This window comes from Roseovarius sp. MMSF_3281 (assembly GCF_030733685.1).
Lineage (GTDB): Bacteria > Pseudomonadota > Alphaproteobacteria > Rhodobacterales > Rhodobacteraceae > Roseovarius.
This window is the reverse complement of the sequence record NZ_JASHIM010000003.1, coordinates 1-20,040: the sequence shown is the minus strand read 5'-3', so window position 1 is coordinate 20,040 and position 20,040 is coordinate 1. Positions and strand designations below refer to the sequence as shown.

Below are 20,040 nucleotides of genomic sequence, written 5' to 3'. Positions count from 1 at the left end.
AAATACCCTGGGGGTCCGGGGGTGAAACCCCCGATAAGCTGGTTTTGCCCCGGGTCTCGATCGAGGTCGCGGTGCGGCCCGCCGACCGGGTCAGTTTGTTGAGCCTTGTGGCATTCCCGGGGGCAGGCGCTGAAAGCCCGCGTCACAGGGTCATATGCCGCGCGCGCGCTCCCCGTTCGATGGCGGCTGCATGCAACCGGTCGATGCTCAGTTCATAACGAATTTCTTCCAGCAGGCGCAGTTCGTCTTGGTGGATCGTGCCATCGGCGGCGGCCACGTCGCAGGCCAGTGCATAGGCCGTTTCATAAAGTTGTTCGGGCAGGTTGTTGCGGATCAGGCCGAACAGCGCATCCAGACCATCCTCGACCGAGAACAGATCAAACACGGTCTGGGCGGCGATGTTCATCCGGTCCACATCGTATTGCGCGAAAATCGGCAGGTTGTTCACGGCCGACTCGATCTTGACCAGTTCGGCGGTGCGGATGTCCTCGTCCGAGGCCGAAACGGCGATCATCACGGCGACAAGGCAATCTTCGGGCGAGAGGGGGTGTGGGATCTGCTCGGTCATTTCGGGGTCCTTTCGCCGCTCGGGGCTGAATTCCTGTTGCGGTGCAGAATATTGACTGTCCGGCGCCTCGGCAATAGGAAGCGGGCGGCGCTGCGCGCGCTTTTGCGCGCATCAATTATGGGAATGAGCACATGACAGATATCCGCGAGGCCGCGATGAGTTCGAAAGCCTGGCCTTTTGAAGAAGCGCGCCGTGTGCTCAAACGCTATCAAAAGGCCCCGCCGGAAAAGGGCTATGTGCTGTTCCAGACGGGTTATGGCCCCTCGGGCCTGCCGCATATCGGCACCTTCGGCGAGGTGGCCCGCACCACCATGGTGCGCCGGGCCTTCGAGGTGCTGAGCGACATTCCCACCAAGCTGATTTGCTTTTCCGATGACATGGATGGGTTGCGCAAGGTGCCGGGCAATGTGCCCAACCGCGAACAGATGGCCGAAGACCTGAACCTGCCGCTGACCAAGGTGCGCGACCCCTTTGGCACGCATGCGGGGTTTGCCCAGCACAACAACGCGCGCCTGCGGGCGTTCCTGGACAGTTTCGGGTTCGAATACGAATTCGCCTCGGCGACCGAGTATTACACCTCTGGCCGGTTCGATGAAATGCTTCTGGTGGCGCTGGAGCGCTTCGACAAGATCATGGAGATCATGCTGCCCACGCTCGGCGAAGACCGGCAGAAAACCTATTCGCCCTTCCTGCCCGTGAGCCCGAAAACCGGCCATGTCCTTCAGGTTCCGACGCTTGAGCGGAACGTGGAAAAAGGCACCATCGTTTATGAAGAACCCGATGGCGAGCGCGTGGAAATCCCTGTCACCGGCGGTAATGTGAAAATGCAGTGGAAGCCGGACTGGGCATTGCGCTGGGCCGCCTTGGGTGTGGATTACGAGATGTCGGGCAAGGATCTGATCGACAGCGTGAAGCAAAGCTCGCGCATCTGTGGCGCGCTTGGTCAACGCCCGCCTGAATCCCTGTCGTATGAGTTGTTCAACGACGAGGAAGGGCAGAAGATTTCCAAGTCGAAGGGCAATGGGCTGAGCATGGAGGAATGGCTGACTTATGCAGCCCCCGAAAGCCTGTCGTATTTCATGTATCAAAAGCCCAAGACCGCCAAGCGGCTGTATTTCGATGTGATCCCCAAGGCGGTGGACGAATACCATCAGCAATTGCGCGCCTATCCCGGTCAGGATCAGACGCAGCAGCTTAATAACCCGGTGTTCCATATCCACGGCGGCGATGTGCCCGCCTCGGACATGGTGGTGCCGTTTTCCATGCTGCTCAACCTTGCCAGCGCGTCGAGCGCCGAGGACAAGCAAACCATGTGGGGCTTCATCCGCAAATACGCCCCCGATGCCACGTCTGAGACGCACCCCGGCATGGATGCGGCGGCGGGCTTTGCCGTGCGCTATTTCAATGACTTCGTGAAGCCTGCGAAGGTTTACCGCGCGCCCACGGACGTTGAGCGCGCCGCCTTGCAGGATTTGGCCAAGGCGCTGTCCAGCCCCGAGGCGGCCCTGGAAGCGATTGCCAATAAAAACAAGGCCATGGGCCGGGATGACCCGCTGCCGGAGCCGGATTTTTCGGACGAGGAATTCCTGCAATCGGTGGTTTTTGCGATCGGCAAACTGCACGGGTTCGAACCGCTGCGCGATTGGTTCACCGCCATCTACGAGGTGCTTTTGGGCGCCAGCCAGGGGCCGCGGTTCGGCGGGTTCATCGCGCTTTACGGGGTCGATGAGACCATCGCCCTGATCAACGCGGCCTTGGCGGGCAAACTCGCCTGAGTCGGTTGCGCGTGTCCCGCGCCTTTGGCATGATAGGCAAAACAGCAAAGGCAGGGGCAAGATGCGCAACACGTTGATTTCAATGGCAGTTCTTGGGCTGATCGTGGCCTGTTCCGAGGTGTCGATGCCCGAACCCGATGAGGGCCGCGTGCTTTTCGTGGAAAACTGTGCGCAGTGTCACGGGGTCAGCGGCAAGGGTAATGGCCCTTGGGCGGCAAGCCTGCGGCCCAAGCCTTCGGACCTGACGCAACTGAGCACGGCAGAGGGGTTTCCGCGCGCGCAGGTGTTGAGCGTGATCGACGGTTATGACCGCACCGGCCTTCCGGGGCAGGAGATGCCGGAATTCGGGCTGCTGTTGGAAGGTGATACCGTGCCGGTGGATGTGGGCGACGGAGTGCTGACGCCGACGCCCCGGCCCTTGGCGGCACTGTTGACCTACCTCGAAAGTATCCAGGAATAACAAAGGCTTAGATGCGGCAGATGCCCTTCACCTTGGCGCCTTTCCACGGCAGGATCGTGGCGTCGGGGATGGGCAGATCGCCCAAGGGGAAGGTGTCGGACAGCATCTTCTCCATGCGCTTGGTGCGGGGGGCGTCGGGGTCGAGGGTGGCGCAACAGACGTATTCCTCGACGATGCTGGCCTGTTGTTCGTAGGCATAGTCGAGAAAGCGATTTTCCGTTGAAATATCAAATAGATAAGGGTCATCGGTGACCCCGTGTTCGCGGGCCGCGCGCAGGGGGGTGTAGCCGGTGGCCCGGCGGTTTTGCCATTGCCAGACGTGGGTCAGCTCATGGGCGAAAACCATGGCATGGACGAGGCTCATCACTTGCGGGTAGCGGGGCAAAAAATTCCTTTGATACCAATCCTTTGAGTAAAAAACCTTGTTGTGCACCACCAAGGCGGCGGGGCTGACGGTGACGGTGGGGGTTGTCGGCTCGGGGAAGATACGCTCGCGGCAGGCAAGGCGCGGGCGTTTGCGGCGCGGATAGGTGGCCTTGCCGATCAAAGCGCCATCGACAACGCGCACAGGCCGGGCATCGAAACTGTCGCCAAACATCTGGTTTGCAAAGGTTTTTTCGGTGTCCGTCAGGGGGCGGCCACAGGAAATGAGGATCAGGGGAAGAAGAAGCCAGAACCAGCGCATGGGCAAGACTTAGCAAGGGATCGGGGCTGCGGACAGGGGGAATGCAAGGGCCCTGCCGAGAAACGTACAAAACGTACAGAACGTACGCGAGTTTTGTACGCAACACCAAAGCGGCTGTGCCGGGCGAGTTTTCCCCTTTGCCACCGCCCGCGCATTGCGCAGGACGGCGGCACGATGGCGTAAGGGGGGAGATTGGAGTTCGCGGGTTTCTTGTTTTGAGAGAGGCCCCGGGTCAGGCCCGGGGCGGGTGGGTTTGGTTTGGCGGGTGCCGAAGTCTTGAAAAGACTTCGGTCCGATTTCTTTTGACGAAATCGGGGGTGAGCGGCGTCTTGGAATGCGTCCGGGGGACGCATTCAGCCGCGAACGGGCGGAGCCCCGGGGGAGCAAGCCGCGGGATTGCCAGACGGCGGGGGGGCGATACGCGTTTTGAGCACTTTTGATTTATCTATGGAACTGTCGGAGAACGGTCATACGGCGCGCTGGCGTTTATCAATTTCTAGCCTGAGGGGAAGTGGGGCGGCGGCCTTGTCGATGTTCGAGACGGTGATCTACGACATACTTAGTTCAATCACATTTCACCAATCTTTGCTTGAACCAATTTGCGGCATCTATCTCAGTGATTGCACCGATCACTACGTTAACGACAAGATCGTCAATGGCGTCATCCTCAAACACCGTCAGCTGATAGCCGCTTCTTTCAATCAGCAATTCTGTTATGAGCCAAGCCGTTCTTTTGTTCGCGTCTACAAATCCATGCGAAGTTGCGACGCCGTGCAGCAAGGCGGCTGCTTTGCGACTGATTGGAGGATGATAGCCGTGGTAAGGTCGCCCAAGTGCCCCGAGCAGCGAATCAATATTACTCACTCCATTTGCACCACCACCATATTGAAGTGCTATGGAATGGCATTCGAACGCGTCGGCCAGTGAAACACGATAATGACGCTTACCGATCCGCTAAACGAATCAAGGCAGCACTTCGCTTACTTGCACTCGCCTTGACCACGCCTTTCGTAATCTTTGAAGCATTCTTCACGGTAACAAAACGTCCTGTCTTGGCTTCGCGCTTGCATTGCCAAGAGCCATCTTTAGCGCTTGAGTAGCGCGTATATTGCGAAGGTTTGGTGACCTTAGACATTTGTTTCTACCCTTAATAGATAGACTAAAAATAGTGTGTTGGTTGTCTGTGATCAAGCTCCCTCAAACATCCAACTCCTCCACAAACCGCGCATTTTCCGAAATATACTGGAACCGCAGTTCTGGCTTCTTGCCCATCAGGCGCTCCACCAGGTCGCCGGTTTCTCCCGGTTCGTCCTCGTCGATGGTCACACGGATCAATTTCCGGGTGGCCGGGTCCATGGTGGTTTCTTTCAAATCCTTCGCGTCCATCTCGCCCAGGCCCTTAAACCGGCTGACGTCGATCTTGCCCTTGCCGCCAAGGCCCTTTTCCAGCCATTCGTCGCGCTCGGCCTCGTCGATGCAATAGACGCGCTTGGCGCCCTGCGTCAGCCGGTAGAGCGGCGGGCAGGCCAAATACAGGTGCCCCGCGTCGATCATCGGGCGCATCTGGGTGAAGAAAAAGGTCATCAGAAGCGAGGCGATATGCGCGCCGTCGACGTCGGCGTCGGTCATGATGATGATCTTGTCATAGCGCAGATCGTCGATGTTGAACTTGGTCCCCAGTCCCACGCCAAGGGCCTGGGTGAGGTCGTTGATCTCCTGGTTGCTGCCCAGTTTCGAAGAGGCAGCCCCCAGCACGTTGAGGATCTTGCCGCGCAGGGGCAGGAGGGCCTGACGCTTGCGGTCGCGCCCCATCTTGGCAGAGCCGCCCGCCGAGTCGCCCTCGACGATGAAAAGCTCGGTGCCCTCGCGGTTGGTGGCGGTGCAATCCACCAGTTTGCCGGGCAGGCGGAGTTTCTTGGTGGCCGATTTACGCTGTGTTTCCTTTTCCTGGCGGCGGCGCAGGCGTTCTTCGGCCCGCAGGACAAGGAAATCGAGAATCGCGCCGGCGGATTTGGTATCGGAGGCCAGCCAGTTGTCGAAATGGTCGCGCACGGCGTTTTCAACGAGTTTCTGCGCCTCGGTGGTGGCAAGACGGTCCTTGGTCTGGCCGACGAACTCGGGCTCGCGGATAAAGCAGGACACAAGGGCGCAGCCGCCGGTAATCAGGTCGTCGCGGGTGATCTGCGCGGCCTTCTTGTTGTTTACCAACTCGCCATAGGCCTTGATGCCCTTGAGGATCGCGGCCCAGAAACCCGCCACGTGGGTGCCGCCCTCGGGCGTGGGCACGGTGTTACAGTAGGATTGCAGGAAACCGTCGCGCGAGGGGGTCCAGTTTATGGCCCATTCGACCTTGCCGGGGGTGCCGAAACGTTCCTGGAAATCGACGGTGCCGGCGAAGGGGTGTTCGGCGTAGGTGGCCGCCTGCCCCAGGGTTTCCTTGAGGTAATCGGCAAGACCGCCGGGGAAGTGGAACGTGGCCTCTTGCGGGGTGTCGCCATCGGGAATCGCGGATTTCCAGCGGATTTCGACGCCGGAAAACAGGTAGGCCTTGGAGCGGATGGAGCCGAAAAGCCGCGAAGGCTTGAACCGGTGGGAGCCGAAAATCTCGGCGTCGGCGTGGAAGGTGACGGTGGTGCCGCGCCGGTTGGGCGCCTGGCCGACTTTCTCGACCGGGCCAAGGGGCTTGCCGCGCGAAAAGCGTTGCTCGAACAGTTCCTTGTTGCGGGCCACCTGCACGACCATGGAATCCGACAGCGCGTTGACCACCGAGGCCCCGACGCCGTGCAGCCCGCCCGAGGTTTGATAGGCCTTGCCCGAGAATTTGCCGCCCGCGTGCAGGGTGCAAAGGATCACCTCTAGCGCGGATTTCCCGGGGAACTTGGGGTGCGGGTCGATCGGGATGCCGCGGCCGTTGTCGCGGATGGTGATCGAGTAATCCTCGTGCAGTTCCACCTCGATGCGGTTGGCATGGCCCGCGACGGCCTCGTCCATGGAGTTGTCCAGCACCTCGGCCACGAGGTGGTGCAGCGCGCGTTCGTCGGTACCGCCGATATACATGCCGGGGCGTTTGCGCACCGGTTCCAGCCCTTCGAGCACCTCGATGGAGGAGGCATCGTAATCGGAGGATTCGGACGGGGTCAGAAGATCGTCGGCCATGTCTGCACTGCTCTTTGTTTTATGGGTTGGGGCGCATTATGGCAGAGCGCGCGGAGCAGGGGAAGGGATTGCGCATCGTCCCCGTGCGGCATGGATGCGGTACGTGGCGCCGGGGGCGTCTTTTTCGGGGCTGGTTTCGAAACGGAAACAGAGATGACGAAAAAATTCGCCCTCAGGTGGTTTTTGCCCAACTTTCGCCATTATTGCCAGAGAAATTTCAACCTGAGGTTTGTTGGTTGAAGACGTTATTGTGACTAGGGGCAACAATAGGAACAAGCAAAATGCCAAACGTATTGCAGTTTTCAAAGCCGGAAGACGAATGGATCGAAATTCCGAGTGGATATAAAACCGCGAAGAAATGGACGCCGCAGATCGGAGACATTTTCCCCAACTTCAGAACCTGGGGAACGGAGGGAGAATTTTGCCTGCACAATTGGGCCGAGGGGGAATGGGTCTACTTTTTCAGCCATCGAAAGGCCTTCGCCCCGATTTGCACGACCGAGCTTGCCTCGCTGGCCGTCATGCAGGAGGATTTCAAGCGTGCCAATATCGCGCTGGCGGCGATCTCGGTGGGGACGTTGTATGAAACCATGACCTGGGTCGAGGAGGTCGAAGCGCTGTTCGACATCCGGATTGATTTCCCTGTCCTGTCAGATCCGAACGGGATGCTGAGCGAAGAGATGGGGTTGATCCATCCAAAGAGCGATCCGAACTTCAGTATTCGCAAAAGCTTTATCATCGGGCCGGATTTGCGGCTTCGGATGATGTTCGACTACCCTGCCTGTGTTGGACGGTCGAGCGAAGAGGCTTTGCGCGCGACGCAGGCCTTGCAGGCGGCCGAGGCGACGAATCTTGCCGTACCCGCCGATTGGCAGCCAGGCGATGAATTCCTTGCGCGGCCCAGCGACGACGCGGACCAAGATCTTTACCGGCGCTATGGCCGGAACTGGACGAAGGTCAGCAACAGCCTGAAGGTCATTCAACCTTCGGCGGTGAAGGAACCTGCCTAGACTATAAGCACCTGGGGCTGTGGCAGCAGCCCGGTGGGGGGGCGTGCACGACCGTGTTGTCTTGCCCAAAGCGTTTCGCGAAAAACCTGAAACACGGGGTTTCGCGAAATGCTGCGCCTTCCTCAATCGTTGCAGGCCTTTCGCCTTTGGCTGGTATCTCGGGTCAAGGGCGGAAGGCTTTGACGACTCTTGCGCACCCCCTGAGGGCAGCATTGTCATCCGTTACAAGGTGTAGGGGGATGCCCTTGACGATCTCGGTATATGGCCCACGGGCGGTGAAGGCCGTGTCGAACACGCCCCAAGCGATATGAGGGGCGATGGCGCGGGCGGTGCCACCGATGAGGAAAAGGCCGCCCGTGGCCATGTGGTGCAGGCAAAGCAGGCCTGCGACCTTGCCCAATATGCGCGAGACAAGGGCAAAAGTGTCATCGTGTTTTGCGGTCATGACCTGTTGCGGCGTCAGCCGTTCGCCTGTCAGCCAGTGGTGCAGGCGGGTAAGGCCGGGGCCGGAAAGGGCGGCCTCGATCGGCAGGTGGGGGTGCGCGCCGCGCAGGGCATCGTAAAGCGGGCGCAGGTCGGGGCAATCGGGCAGCGGGGCGTGGCCGGATTCGGCGGCGGGCACGAACAGGTCATCGCCCACGCGGTGCACCACGGCGACGTTGCAGCCGGTGCCAAGGCCGAGAACCAGCCTTGCACCGTCCGGATCGGGCGTGCCGGGGCGCAGCGGCGTCAGGGTGCCGGGGGCCAGCGTGTAGAGCGCGTAGCCTTGGGCCTGTAGATCATTAAGCAAATGCACGGCTTGCGCGCCGGTGGCCCGGGCCAGTGCATCGGCCCTTATATGCCATGCGTGGTTGGTCAGTTGGGCCGTATCCCCGCGCACCGGCCCGGCGACACCTACGCAGAGGATGCGCAGGGGGCCGGGGCGCTGGGCGGCGAGATAATCCTGCAGAAGGCTGGACAGATCGGGGAAATCGGCATTGCGCAGGCTGGCGACGGTTTCGGGCAGAAGGCCCGTATCGTCGCCAAGCCCGACGCGGCAATGGGTGCCGCCGAGGTCCACCAGAAGGTCAGTCATCGCGCCAGCGGGCCATGGTGTCACGCGCGGTCTTGGCAAGCATCACCACGTCGATGCCCACGGCCAGGAATTGCGCGCCCCAGTCGCGGTAGGTTTGCGCGGTGGCAGGGTCGAGGGCGAGGATGCCGGGGGCCTTGCCTGCCGTCTTGATGCGGGCAAGGGCATCTTGGATGGCGTCGCGGACCTCGGGCGCGCTGCTGTCCCCGGCGTGCCCCATGTCGGCGGCAAGGTCCGAGGGGCCGATGAAAACGCCATCGACGCCGTCGACGGCAAGGATGTCGTCCAGCGCGGCGATCCCGGCGCGGGTTTCGACCTGTACCAGCAGGCAGATTTGCGCGTTCGCCGTGCCGATATAATCGGGGATGGCCGAGAAATGCGAGGCACGGGCCAGCGCCGCGCCCGACCCGCGGATACCTTCGGGCGGGTAGCGCGTGGCGCGCACCAGGTCACGGGCCTGGTCGGCGCTTTCGACCATGGGGATCAGCAGGGTTTGCGCGCCGGTGTCGAGCGCTTGCTTGATCGCCCAGTCCTCGCCCATGGGAAGGCGGACCACCGGGGCGCTGTGCCGCCCTTCCAGCACCTGAAGCTGTGCCATGATGGAGCGCAGATCGTTTGGGGCATGTTCGCCGTCGATCACCAGCCAGTCGAAATCGGCGGTGGCCAGCACCTCGGTTGCATAAGGGTCGGCAAAACCCGCCCAGCAGCCGTAAAGCATTTCGCCCTTGGCCAGGCGGATCTTGAAGCGGTTTTCGGGGGCGGGCATCGGGGCCTCCTGTCTGTTTGTTCGGGGCGACGATAGGCGGATGAAGGCCGGGATGATAGGGGTTTAACCCATGGACAGCCCGGGCGGCTTGTGCCTTTTTAGCGCCATGACGAGTGATACGCGCCTTGGCCGCCCCGCCCTTATCCTGACCGCCCTGATCACCCTGGGCACATTGATCACCCTGCTGGCGATGGGGCGGGTGCCGTTTTGCGAATGCGGGCATGTTGACCTGTGGGGGACACTGGGCACCAGCGAGGCCAGTCAGCAACTGGCCGATTGGTATACCCCCAGTCACCTTTTGCATGGGTTTTTGTTCTACGCGACCCTGTGGCTGGTGGCGCGGCGGGTGCCGCTTGGCTGGCGCTTGGTGATCGCCACGCTGGTCGAATGCGCTTGGGAGATTGTCGAGAACACCGATGCGGTGATCCAGCGGTATCGCGAGGTGACGATTTCACTGGATTATTACGGTGACAGCGTCCTCAATTCCGCGTCGGATATCGTGGCGATGTTCATCGGCTTCTGGCTGGCGCGGGTCTTGCCGGTCTGGGCCAGTGTGGCCGTTGTCATCGGGTTCGAGGTGCTGACCATGTGGATTATCCGCGACGGCTTGGCGCTCAATATCATCATGCTTTTGTACCCGGTTGAGGCGATTGCCACCTGGCAGGCGGGTTAGGGTCCGTGGCCCCTAAAGCGGGATTTTCATGCCGTCTTGGCCCACGTGGATTGCCCCGGAATAGTGCGGTTCGGTGGCGTGCAGCCAATCCTTTGCCGTGATGCCGGGGTCGTCGGCGGGGATCAGGTGATTGAGGGCCAGCGCCTTGACCCCGGCCTTTCGGGCGATTTTGGCGGCCTCTTCGGCAGGGGTGTGACTGCGCAGGATGTGCTTGAGCAGGCGGTCGTCCTTGTATCCCATCCGGTCGACGATCTTTTGCACGCCGGGGATCAGCATCGCCTCGTGCACCAGAAGGTCGGCGCCCTTGGCGAAATCCACCATTTCGGGGAGGGGCGCGGTATCGCCCGACAGCACCACCGTTTTGCCCGCGCCGGTGAGTTTCAGGGCGAAACTGTCCTCGATCGGCGGGTGGTGGTTGCGCAGGGCGGTGACGGTCAGGTCTCCCATGCGAAGGGTCGTGGTCTCGTCCAGCACATGGATCGGCGCGAGGCTGGCCAGATCGGGGCGGCCCTCGTCCGCGATGCGGGTTTCGATGTCGAACGCCATGGAGGCCAGAAAGCCCTGCCAGTAGGTGTTCAGCCCCTCGGGCGCGTGGATGGGCAGCGGGGTTTTGAGGCCCGCCGTCCAAGCGGTGTGCAAAAGCGGCCCGAGTTCGAGGTAATGATCGGAATGCAGGTGGGTGATCAGCACGGCATCGAGATCGGTCAGCGTGACCCCCGCGCGGGCAAGGGCCGAAGTACAGCCAAGACCGGCATCGACCAGCACCGTCTGGCCCGCCATTTGCACGAGGATCGCCGTGGGCATGGAGGAGCCGGGCCGGATCGCCGGGCCGCCCTTGGTGCCCAGAAGGGTGATGGCATCGGTCATGTGCGGGCCGCCTTGGGGCGCCACCCGCGCAATACGCCCAAGCCGCAGGCAAGGGCGATGCCCAGCCCGTCGGCCAGCAGGTCGGCCCATTCGCCGGTGCGCCCGACGCCGGGTTGGATCAGTTCGATCACCGCGCCGTAAAGCAGCGCGAGGGGCGCTAGCCACCAAAGCGCGCGGGGCCGCGTCAGCGCGACGGGCAGCACCAGCAGCCCGAAGGCCAGCGCGTGAAGCTGCTTGTCGGTGAGCGGCAGGGCGCTGCCGGTCTCGCCCGGCGGGGTCAGGGTGAACCAGCCGATGATCGCGCCGGTCAACAGGGTGAGAATGAGGGCGATAGGATGGGGCATGTCACTCCTGACGCTTGTCCTGATCTGCCGGTGATACATCGCAAACGTCCCCGTAGAAACCCCGGTCAGGTGGCCATCTTGGGCGTGATAGCGTTAACGGATTGCCGCCTTTTTCGCCAAGGAATCGCAAAAAAACCGTCCCGGCATGATCTTTTTCAAGCGGGAAAATGGGTGCAAAGCGTCGCAGGGTGCACAAGTGTTTGAAAACACGTGGTATTCAATGGTATACATTCTTTTTCAAGCGGCTTGCCCGGTGTGCAAGGCTCTGCTACACCCCAGCCGAATTTTGGTGTGATCCGGGTCACGCCGTTTGTTAACGCCCCCGGCAAGACGGCCCCCGTGCCGTCTTTTGTAAACCGGGGCCAGACATCGGAAGGGTGGACGTGTCCGAACCAGCTTCGATTTCCTCCGGCATTGCCGAGCGCTATGCCACCGCCATTTTCGAGCTGACCAAGGAAAGCAAATCCGTGGCCAAGCTTGAATCCAATATCACCGACCTTGCCGCCGCGATGGACGCGAGCGAGGAGTTGCGCGATCTGATCGCAAGCCCGGTCCTGAGCCGTGCCGAACAGGGGGCCGCAATCGCCGCTGTCGGCAAAAAGCTCAACCTGGTGCCTGCGCTGCAGAACGGCCTGGCCGTGATGGCCGACAAGCGCCGCCTGTTCGTGCTGCCGCAGCTTCTGGGCCAGCTCAATGCGCTGATCGCCGAGGACAAGGGCGAAGTGACCGCCGACGTGACCAGCGCCAAGGCGCTGACCAAGGCGCAGTCCGAGAAACTGGCCAAGACGCTGAAGGCGCGTATTGGCAAGGACGTGAAGATCAATGCGGCCGTCGATGAAAGCCTCATCGGCGGTCTTGTCGTCAAGGTGGGCTCGAAGATGATCGATACCTCGATCCGTTCGCGCCTCGATTCCCTACAGAATGCAATGAAAGAGGTCGGATAAATGGGTATCCAAGCTGCAGAGATTTCTGCGATCCTGAAGGACCAGATCAAGAACTACGGCAAAGACGCCGAAGTGGCCGAGGTTGGCCGGGTTCTGTCGGTCGGTGACGGTATCGCGCGTGTGCACGGTCTGGACAATGTGCAGGCCGGTGAACTTGTCGAATTCCCCGGCGGTGTGATGGGCATGGCCCTGAACCTTGAAGCCGACAACGTGGGTGTCGTGATCTTCGGCTCGGACCGTGAGATCGGCGAAGGCGACACGGTGAAGCGCACCAAGTCGATCGTGGACGTGCCCATCGGTGACGAACTGCTGGGTCGTGTCGTGGACGGCCTGGGGAACCCGCTGGACGGCAAGGGCCCGATCAAGACCAAGAACCGCGGCGTTGCCGACGTCAAAGCGCCGGGCATCATCCCGCGTAAATCGGTGCACGAGCCGATGGCGACCGGCCTGAAATCGGTTGACGCGATGATCCCGATTGGCCGTGGCCAGCGTGAGCTTATCATTGGCGACCGTCAGACCGGTAAGACCGCCGTGGCGCTGGACGCCATGCTGAACCAGAAAAGCTATAACGAAGCCGCGGGCGACGACGAAAGCAAGAAGCTTTACTGTGTCTACGTGGCCGTCGGCCAGAAGCGTTCGACCGTTGCGCAGCTGGTGAAGAAACTGGAAGAGTCCGGTGCGATGGAATACTCCATCGTTGTCGCCGCGACCGCCTCGGACCCCGCGCCGATGCAGTTCCTTGCCCCCTATTCGGCCACCGCGATGGCCGAGCATTTCCGCGACAATGGCCGCCATGCCCTGATCGTTTACGATGACCTGTCCAAACAGGCCGTTGCCTATCGTCAGATGTCGCTGCTGCTGCGTCGTCCGCCGGGGCGTGAAGCTTACCCGGGTGACGTTTTCTACCTTCACTCCCGCCTGCTGGAGCGTTCGGCCAAGCTGAACGAGGACAATGGTTCGGGGTCGCTGACCGCGCTGCCGATCATTGAAACCCAGGGTGGTGACGTTTCGGCCTTTATTCCGACCAACGTGATTTCGATCACCGACGGTCAGATCTTCCTTGAAACGGAACTCTTCTACCAAGGTATCCGCCCGGCCGTGAACACCGGCCTGTCGGTGTCGCGTGTGGGCTCGTCGGCCCAGACCAACGCGATGAAATCGGTTGCCGGTCCGGTGAAACTGTCGCTGGCCCAGTACCGCGAGATGGCGGCCTTTGCGCAGTTCGGTTCGGACCTTGACGCCGCGACCCAGCAGTTGCTGAACCGTGGTGCGCGCCTGACCGAGCTGATGAAACAGCCGCAGTATTCGCCGCTGACCAATGCCGAGATCGTCTGCATCATCTACGCGGGCACCAACGGTTACCTTGACAAGATCGAAGTGGGCCAGGTTGGCCGCTTCGAAGACGGTCTTCTGAATCACCTGCGGTCCAAGCACCAGGACGTGCTGGACTGGATCACCAACGAAGATCCGAAGATCAAGGGTGAGGCCGAGGACAAGATCAAGGCTGCGCTGGACGAATTCGCCGCCGACTTCGCTTAAGGGGGAGATAAGGCAATGCCGAATCTCAAGGACCTAAAAAACAGGATCGAGTCGGTCAAATCGACCCGCAAGATCACCAAGGCCATGCAAATGGTTGCCGCGGCGAAACTTCGCCGCGCGCAGGAGGCCGCCGAGATGGCGCGCCCCTATGCCGAGCGGTTCAATGCCGTGATGAGCAAGCTGGCCGCATCGGTGGGCGACAGCGATAGCGCGCCCCGCCTGTTGCGCGGCACCGGCGAGGACAACGTGCATCTGCTGGTGGTGATGACCGCCGAGCGGGGGCTTTGCGGTGGCTTTAACGCCAATATCGCCAAGCTGGCGCGCACCGAGGCCGAAAGCCTGAAAGCGCATGGCAAGACGGTGAAGATCATCACCGTCGGCAAGAAGGGCCGCGATGCCCTGAAGCGGGACTTTGGCGATCTGTTCATCGACCACGTCGATATGACCGGTGTGAAAAACATCGGCTATGACGACGCGCAGGCGGTGGCCAAGAACCTGCTGGATCGTTTCGACAAGGGCGAATTCGACGTTGCCAAGATCTTCTACTCGGAGTTCGAGAACGTCGTAAGCCAGATCCCGACCATGCAGCAGGTGATCCCGTTCCAGGTGGACGAAAGCGCCGCCGAGGACGAGGCCGATGCCAATGTCGTTTACGACTACGAGCCGGACGAAGAGGCCATCCTGGCCGATCTTCTGCCGCGCGGTGTGGCCACGGCGATCTTCAGTGGCCTGCTGGAAAACGGCGCCTCGGAGCAGGGCGCGCGGATGTCCGCCATGGACAACGCCACGCGCAACGCCGGCGAGATGATCGACGATCTGACCATCGAATATAACCGTTCGCGTCAGGCCGTGATCACCAACGAGCTTATCGAAATCATTTCGGGCGCCGAGGCGCTCTGACGACAACCGGAGAAACGAAACAATGGCAAACGCAAAAGGCAAAGTCACTCAGGTGATCGGCGCCGTGGTGGACGTGCAATTCGACGACCACCTGCCCGAAATTCTGAATGCCCTTGAAACCGACAACAACGGCAAGCGCCTTGTTCTGGAGGTGGCACAGCACCTCGGGGAAAGCACCGTGCGCTGCATCGCCATGGACGCGACCGAAGGTCTGGTCCGTGGGCAGGAAGTGTCGGACATGGGCGAGCCGATCAGTGTTCCCGTGGGCGACGCCACCCTTGGCCGCATCCTGAACGTGATCGGTGAGCCGGTGGACGAAGGCGCGCCGATCAAGGCCAAGGAAACCCGCCCGATCCACGCCGAAGCCCCCGAGTTTCAGGCGCAGTCGACCGAGTCGGAAATCCTTGTCACCGGCATCAAGGTGATCGACCTGCTGGCCCCCTATTCCAAGGGTGGTAAAATCGGCCTCTTCGGGGGTGCCGGTGTGGGCAAGACGGTTCTTATCATGGAACTGATCAACAACATCGCCAAGGTGCACTCGGGCTACTCGGTTTTCGCCGGTGTGGGGGAGCGGACCCGTGAAGGGAACGACCTTTACCACGAGATGATCGAATCCAACGTGATCAAGCCCGACAACCTTGAAGAATCCCAGGTGGCGCTTGTCTACGGCCAGATGAACGAACCGCCGGGGGCGCGTGCCCGTGTGGCCCTGACCGGTCTGACGCTGGCCGAACAGTTCCGTGACCAATCCGGGACCGACGTTCTGTTCTTCGTCGACAACATCTTCCGCTTTACGCAGGCGGGCTCCGAGGTTTCGGCTCTGCTCGGTCGTATTCCTTCGGCGGTGGGTTACCAGCCGACGCTGGCCACCGACATGGGCCAGATGCAGGAGCGGATCACCTCGACCAAGCAGGGGTCGATCACCTCGATCCAGGCCGTTTACGTGCCTGCGGACGACTTGACCGACCCCGCCCCGGCGACCACCTTTGCCCACTTGGACGCGACCACGGTTCTGAACCGCGCGATCTCGGAAAAAGGGATTTACCCGGCGGTTGACCCGCTTGACAGTAACTCGCGCCTGATGGACCCGCAGATCGTGGGCGAAGAGCATTACGCGGTGGCCCGTGACGTTCAGGGTGTTTTGCAGCGCTACAAGGCGCTTCAGGACATCATCGCCATCCTTGGGATGGACGAGTTGAGCGAAGACGACAAGCTGACCGTTGCGCGCGCCCGTAAGATCGAGCGCTTCCTGTCGCAGCCCTTCGACGTGGCGAAAGTCTTTACCGGGTCGGACGGTGTGCAGGTTCCGCTGGAAGACACCATCAAATCGTTCAAGGCGGTTGTGGCCGGTGAATACGACCACCTGCCCGAAGGCGCCTTCTACATGGTGGGCGGCATCGACGAGGTGAAAGCCAAAGCCGAGAAGATGGCTGCCGACGCGGCCTAAGCCTTAGCGCCTCCCGTCCCCCGGGACGGGAGGGTAACTCCTGAAGGAGATCAATGAATGGCTGATACAGTCCAATTCGATCTGGTAAGCCCCGAGCGCCTTTTGACATCCGTCGCGGCCAAAGAGGTGCGTATTCCCGGTGCCGAGGGCGACATGACGGCAATGCCCGATCATTCGCCCCTGATCACCACCCTGCGGCCCGGCATCCTCAAGGTTGTCAGCGCCGAAGGCGAGGCGGATTACGTGGTTACCGGCGGCTTTGCCGAGATCAACGCCGACGGTATCTCGGTTCTGGCCGAGAAGGCGATTGCGCGCGACGACATCACGCAAGAGCATTTCAAGACCCTGGTGGACGAGGCAAGCGACAAGCTTGCCAAGGCGCAAGAGGTCTATGTTAACGAGCCGGGCCCGGTGGATGACGCCGCCAAGCTGCTGGCCGACATGGTGGCGATGGGCGACCACATCGGTCTTTCGGCCAACTGACCGACCCCCGGCGGGATCAGGTAACAGACCGTAAAGGGCCCCTTTGGGCCCTTTTCCTTTTTTGGTTCTTAATTTCGCCCAGAAGTCGTATTACTCGCATCCGGGGGAAGGTGGAAAGCGCGATGCGGCATCTCGAAAGCAAACATATCGGTGTGGCACAGGGCGACGATGTGCTGTTCTCGGATTACGAGGACGGTGGCGATATGTGGACGGGCAGCGGATCGCGCGAGAGGCGGCACAGCCTGAAATTCCCCGAACATTTCAAAAGCCCGCCGGTGGTGCATGTGTCGCTTTCCATGTGGGACATGGACAGCGCCACCAATGTGCGCGCCGATGTCAGCGCCGAGAAGATCACCGAAAAAGGCTTTGACGTGGTGTTTCGCACATGGGCCGACACCCGCGTCGCCCGGGCGCGTATCCTGTGGACGGCCATTGGCGAAGTCTTTCACGACGACGACTGGCAAGACGTCTATTAAGACCTTCAACTTTTCCGATCAAAGCCGGAAAGCCGTTTCGAAACGGCTTGGCCCAAGCGCCGTGCAAGGCGCTTTCCGACGCGGTTTCGAAACCGCGTTGTCCAAGCCCGTTCGAACGGGCTTGGCGCGACGTTAAAGCGTTTCCAGTTATTGTTGCATCCCCAATACCCTGCCAGGCCTACGGCCTTCTCGGGACATTGGTGATGCACCTTGATTCAGGGTAAACTGAATACGTTCTAATGGCCGAACTGACCTTCGTAGACCGGCTCAAGCGTCGGGGTTTCGAAGAGCGACGAAACCGAGGTGCCGTTCCAGATGTTCAGGATTGCCTGGGCAAAAACCGGGGCGGTGGGGATGATCCGGATATTCGGTGCGGATCTGACGGCTTCGGTGGCGGCGATGGTATCGGTGATCACCAGCGATTTCATGACCGAGTTGGTGATCCGCTCGACCGCCGGGCCGGACAGGACGCCGTGGGTGATATAGGCGTGCACTTCCGAGGCGCCGTTATCCAACAGAACCTGCGCCGCTTTGCACAGTGTTCCGGCGGTATCGCAGATGTCGTCGACGATGATGCATTTCTTGCCCGTGACATCCCCAATCACGGTCATTTCGGCGACTTCCCCGGCTTTCTCGCGGCGTTTGTCGACGATCGAAAGCGGCGCTTCGATCCGCTTGGCCAACTCGCGGGCGCGGGCCACGCCGCCGACGTCGGGCGAGACCACCATGACGTCTTCCATCTCGTCCTTGAACTGGGTCATCAGGTCAAGCGCAAAGACCGGCGAGGCATAGAGGTTATCGACGGGAATATCGAAGAAGCCCTGGATCTGGGTAGCGTGCAGGTCCATCGTCAGAACCCGCTCGATGCCCGCCTCGACGATCATGTTGGCCACCAGTTTGGCGGAAATCGGCGTGCGCGCCTTAGAGCGGCGGTCCTGTCGGGCGTAGCCGAAGTAGGGAATCACGGCGGTGATCCGCTTGGCCGAGGACCGGCGCAGCGCATCGGCCATGATCAGCAGTTCCATCAGGTTGTCATTGGCCGGGTTCGAAGTGGGCTGGATGATGAACATATCCTCGCCGCGCACGTTCTCGTAGACCTCGACGAAAATTTCCTGGTCGTTGAAGCGTTCGACACGCGCGTCGACCAGCCCCACGTTGACGCCACGGTGCATGGACATGCGCCGCGCGATGGCCTGGGCCAAGGGTTTGTTGGCATTGCCGGTGATAAGTTTGGGTTCGGAGGTGGGCATGGCAGCGGTCCCTGGCTGGTCTGGTATGACAGATTCGTGAAGTTGAACTTCGCTTAGCATGGGCGTAGCGTCGGGCAAAGCTGTGCAAAGGGGGAGGGCGCGAAAATGGCGCAGATTGAGTATTATTTTTCAACATTGTCGCCTTATGCCTACTTGGCGGGCGGTCGACTGGAAGAGATCGCCGCGCGCCACGCGGCCGGGGTGATTTATAAACCCTTGGATATCATGCAGCTTTTTGCCCGTACCGGCGGGGTTGCCCCCAAGGACAGGCATCCCTCGCGGATGGCCTATCGCAATCAGGAATTGCCGCGTCAGGCCAAGAAGGCGGAAATGCCCTTGAACCTGCAACCGGCGCATTGGCCGACCAATGCCGCGCCCTCCTCTTACGCGATCATTGCCGCGCAAAAGACGGGCGGCGGCGATCTGGGCGGTCTGGTGCATGGGGTTCTGCGGGCCTGTTGGGCCGAAGATCGCGATATTGCCGAGGATGCGGTGATCAAGGACTGTCTGGAAAAGGCGGGCTTTGATCCGGGGCTGGCCGACAGCGGGCTTTTGACCGGGGCCGAAACCTATGCCGCAAACCTTGAGGATGCGGTCGCCGCCAATGTCTTTGGCGCGCCGTTTTACGTGGTGGATACGGGCCAAAGCTTTTGGGGGCAGGACCGGTTGGAGGATCTGGACCTGCATTTGCAGGGCAAGCTTTAAGCGATGCCAAGGGGGCGCCGCGCCGGCCATGACATCCACTGGACGACATTCGGTCAGGGCCCAAGGGAGGCGCTGGCCATCCACTGTTCCTTGTCGCATTCGGGCAGTTGGGGCGGTGTGGCGCGGCATGTCTCGGGCGCGCTGACGCTCACCGCCTTCGACATGCCGGGGCACGGGCGCAGTGCGCCCTGGCAGGGCAGCGGCGAGATACAGGAAGAAACCGCAAGGATCGCCGCCAGTTTCTGCGACGGCGGGCCGCGGGATCTCATCGGCCATTCTTTCGGGGCGACCGTGGCGCTTCGGCTGGCCGTGATTCGGCCCGACCTGGTGCGCTCGCTTACCCTGATCGAACCTGTGTTCTTCGCCGTGGCTTTTGCCGATCAACCCGCTGCCAAGGGGCGTTTCGACGAGGCGATGACCGGCTTTGACAGGGCGATGCGGGATGGCAATGACATGGAGGCCGCAAAGGCATTCACCTCGGTCTGGGGCGATGGAACGCCCTGGGCGTCCATACCCCTTGCGCATCGCGCCGCCATGGCCGACCAGATGTACCTGGTCGCCGCCGCGCAGCCCGCGCTTTACGATGATGTTGGCGGCCTCTTGGGCCCCGGCGGGATCGATGCCGTAACGCAGCCCGCCTTGCTGATCGAGGGCAATCAATCCCCCGCCATCATCCCCGCGATCAACGAAGGGCTTGCCAAGCGCCTGCCGCGCGCCGAACGCGCGGTGATTGCCGGTGCCGGTCATATGGCCCCGATCACCCATGCCAAGCAGGTTGGCGCAGAGATCCTGCGCTTCCTGAACTGGGCCTGAGGGTTTCTTCTGGCCCGAAATATCCAGTCTGTCGCTGACGTGTAAGTATGTTTGCGGGCGGGAGCTCGTAAGTATCCGGATGCTCTGATTGCTCAGAGACATCGTCC

General features: G+C 61.3%; 22 protein-coding genes. 12 read left to right on the top strand and 10 right to left on the bottom strand.

What is annotated here, in order from left to right:
- Nucleotides 1–142: 142 nt before the first annotated feature.
- Nucleotides 143–568 (bottom strand): tellurite resistance TerB family protein, encoded by a 426-nt coding sequence (locus RBB32_RS05155; protein ID WP_306151627.1) that lies wholly within the window; start codon nucleotides 566–568, stop codon nucleotides 143–145.
- Between the two features lie 131 nt (nucleotides 569–699).
- Here RBB32_RS05155 and RBB32_RS05150 point away from each other — a divergent pair, with 131 nt between their 5' ends.
- Both RBB32_RS05150 and RBB32_RS05145 read left to right on the top strand, forming a co-directional pair.
- Nucleotides 700–2,343, top strand: coding sequence for a lysine--tRNA ligase (locus RBB32_RS05150; RefSeq protein ID WP_306151626.1), 1,644 nt, complete (start codon nucleotides 700–702; stop codon nucleotides 2,341–2,343).
- Nucleotides 2,344–2,425: 82 nt separating this feature from the next.
- Nucleotides 2,426–2,803 (top strand): cytochrome c, encoded by a 378-nt coding sequence (locus RBB32_RS05145; RefSeq protein ID WP_306151625.1) that lies wholly within the window; start codon nucleotides 2,426–2,428, stop codon nucleotides 2,801–2,803.
- A 7-nt stretch (nucleotides 2,804–2,810) separates the two neighbouring features.
- Here the strand turns inward: RBB32_RS05145 and RBB32_RS05140 are convergent, their stop codons facing one another.
- The 4 genes from RBB32_RS05140 to parE all read right to left on the bottom strand — a co-directional run bounded on the left by RBB32_RS05140 (nucleotide 2,811) and on the right by parE (nucleotide 6,644).
- Nucleotides 2,811–3,488: a hypothetical protein gene (locus RBB32_RS05140; RefSeq protein WP_306151624.1), complete on the bottom strand. Its 678-nt coding sequence runs from the start codon at nucleotides 3,486–3,488 to the stop codon at nucleotides 2,811–2,813.
- A gap of 564 nt (nucleotides 3,489–4,052) precedes the next feature.
- Nucleotides 4,053–4,352 carry a type II toxin-antitoxin system death-on-curing family toxin gene (locus RBB32_RS21325; RefSeq protein WP_371931020.1) on the bottom strand — a complete coding sequence of 100 codons (300 nt, stop codon included), beginning with the start codon at nucleotides 4,350–4,352 and terminating at the stop codon, nucleotides 4,053–4,055.
- Between the two features lie 79 nt (nucleotides 4,353–4,431).
- Complete coding sequence (locus RBB32_RS05130; protein WP_306151622.1) at nucleotides 4,432–4,623, bottom strand: hypothetical protein; 192 nt, start codon at nucleotides 4,621–4,623, stop codon at nucleotides 4,432–4,434.
- A 62-nt stretch (nucleotides 4,624–4,685) separates the two neighbouring features.
- Nucleotides 4,686–6,644: a DNA topoisomerase IV subunit B gene (parE, locus tag RBB32_RS05125; RefSeq protein ID WP_306151621.1), complete on the bottom strand. Its 1,959-nt coding sequence runs from the start codon at nucleotides 6,642–6,644 to the stop codon at nucleotides 4,686–4,688.
- A 281-nt stretch (nucleotides 6,645–6,925) separates the two neighbouring features.
- On the opposite strand from parE, the gene RBB32_RS05120 reads away from it, so the two are divergent.
- On the top strand, nucleotides 6,926–7,654 hold the full coding sequence (locus tag RBB32_RS05120; protein ID WP_306151620.1) for a redoxin domain-containing protein: 729 nt from the start codon (nucleotides 6,926–6,928) through the stop codon (nucleotides 7,652–7,654).
- Nucleotides 7,655–7,817: 163 nt separating this feature from the next.
- On the opposite strand, the gene RBB32_RS05115 is transcribed toward RBB32_RS05120, so the two are convergent.
- Together RBB32_RS05115 and RBB32_RS05110 are read right to left on the bottom strand one after the other, a co-directional pair.
- The gene (locus RBB32_RS05115) at nucleotides 7,818–8,729 is read right to left on the bottom strand and encodes a glucokinase (RefSeq protein ID WP_306151619.1); all 912 of its coding nucleotides are present in this window, start codon (nucleotides 8,727–8,729) and stop codon (nucleotides 7,818–7,820) included.
- A complete protein-coding gene (locus tag RBB32_RS05110) occupies nucleotides 8,722–9,492 on the bottom strand; it encodes an HpcH/HpaI aldolase/citrate lyase family protein (protein WP_306151618.1) in 771 nt (256 codons plus the stop codon). Before RBB32_RS05110 ends, RBB32_RS05115 begins: the two co-directional genes overlap by 8 nt.
- Before the next feature lie 106 nt (nucleotides 9,493–9,598).
- On the opposite strand from RBB32_RS05110, the gene RBB32_RS05105 reads away from it, so the two are divergent.
- Complete coding sequence (locus RBB32_RS05105; RefSeq protein ID WP_306151617.1) at nucleotides 9,599–10,165, top strand: DUF2585 domain-containing protein; 567 nt, start codon at nucleotides 9,599–9,601, stop codon at nucleotides 10,163–10,165.
- A 12-nt stretch (nucleotides 10,166–10,177) separates the two neighbouring features.
- Here RBB32_RS05105 and RBB32_RS05100 read toward each other — a convergent pair whose 3' ends face one another.
- Both RBB32_RS05100 and RBB32_RS05095 read right to left on the bottom strand, forming a co-directional pair.
- A complete protein-coding gene (locus RBB32_RS05100) occupies nucleotides 10,178–11,032 on the bottom strand; it encodes an MBL fold metallo-hydrolase (protein ID WP_306151616.1) in 855 nt (284 codons plus the stop codon).
- Nucleotides 11,029–11,376 (bottom strand): VanZ family protein, encoded by a 348-nt coding sequence (locus tag RBB32_RS05095; RefSeq protein ID WP_306151615.1) that lies wholly within the window; start codon nucleotides 11,374–11,376, stop codon nucleotides 11,029–11,031. The genes RBB32_RS05100 and RBB32_RS05095 overlap by 4 nt, the downstream gene beginning before the upstream one ends.
- Before the next feature lie 377 nt (nucleotides 11,377–11,753).
- Between RBB32_RS05095 and RBB32_RS05090 the strand changes: the two genes are divergently transcribed.
- The 6 genes from RBB32_RS05090 to RBB32_RS05065 all read left to right on the top strand — a co-directional run bounded on the left by RBB32_RS05090 (nucleotide 11,754) and on the right by RBB32_RS05065 (nucleotide 17,165).
- Nucleotides 11,754–12,320, top strand: coding sequence for a F0F1 ATP synthase subunit delta (locus RBB32_RS05090; protein WP_306151614.1), 567 nt, complete (start codon nucleotides 11,754–11,756; stop codon nucleotides 12,318–12,320).
- Complete coding sequence (gene atpA, locus RBB32_RS05085) at nucleotides 12,321–13,859, top strand: F0F1 ATP synthase subunit alpha (RefSeq protein WP_306151613.1); 1,539 nt, start codon at nucleotides 12,321–12,323, stop codon at nucleotides 13,857–13,859.
- Between the two features lie 15 nt (nucleotides 13,860–13,874).
- Nucleotides 13,875–14,759 (top strand): F0F1 ATP synthase subunit gamma, encoded by an 885-nt coding sequence (locus RBB32_RS05080; protein WP_306151612.1) that lies wholly within the window; start codon nucleotides 13,875–13,877, stop codon nucleotides 14,757–14,759.
- A 22-nt stretch (nucleotides 14,760–14,781) separates the two neighbouring features.
- A complete protein-coding gene (atpD, locus tag RBB32_RS05075; RefSeq protein ID WP_306151611.1) occupies nucleotides 14,782–16,206 on the top strand; it encodes a F0F1 ATP synthase subunit beta in 1,425 nt (474 codons plus the stop codon).
- Between the two features lie 57 nt (nucleotides 16,207–16,263).
- A complete protein-coding gene (locus RBB32_RS05070) occupies nucleotides 16,264–16,689 on the top strand; it encodes a F0F1 ATP synthase subunit epsilon (RefSeq protein ID WP_306151610.1) in 426 nt (141 codons plus the stop codon).
- A 122-nt stretch (nucleotides 16,690–16,811) separates the two neighbouring features.
- Nucleotides 16,812–17,165: an H-type lectin domain-containing protein gene (locus RBB32_RS05065; protein ID WP_306151609.1), complete on the top strand. Its 354-nt coding sequence runs from the start codon at nucleotides 16,812–16,814 to the stop codon at nucleotides 17,163–17,165.
- 236 nt (nucleotides 17,166–17,401) lie between these two features.
- On the opposite strand, the gene RBB32_RS05060 is transcribed toward RBB32_RS05065, so the two are convergent.
- Nucleotides 17,402–18,415, bottom strand: a complete 1,014-nt coding sequence (locus tag RBB32_RS05060; RefSeq protein WP_306151608.1) for a ribose-phosphate pyrophosphokinase — start codon at nucleotides 18,413–18,415, stop codon at nucleotides 17,402–17,404.
- Between the two features lie 105 nt (nucleotides 18,416–18,520).
- Between RBB32_RS05060 and RBB32_RS05055 the strand changes: the two genes are divergently transcribed.
- Both RBB32_RS05055 and RBB32_RS05050 read left to right on the top strand, forming a co-directional pair.
- On the top strand, nucleotides 18,521–19,120 hold the full coding sequence (locus RBB32_RS05055; protein WP_306151607.1) for a 2-hydroxychromene-2-carboxylate isomerase: 600 nt from the start codon (nucleotides 18,521–18,523) through the stop codon (nucleotides 19,118–19,120).
- A gap of 3 nt (nucleotides 19,121–19,123) precedes the next feature.
- Complete coding sequence (locus RBB32_RS05050) at nucleotides 19,124–19,933, top strand: alpha/beta fold hydrolase (protein WP_306151606.1); 810 nt, start codon at nucleotides 19,124–19,126, stop codon at nucleotides 19,931–19,933.
- The last annotated feature ends 107 nt before the right edge of the window (nucleotides 19,934–20,040 follow it).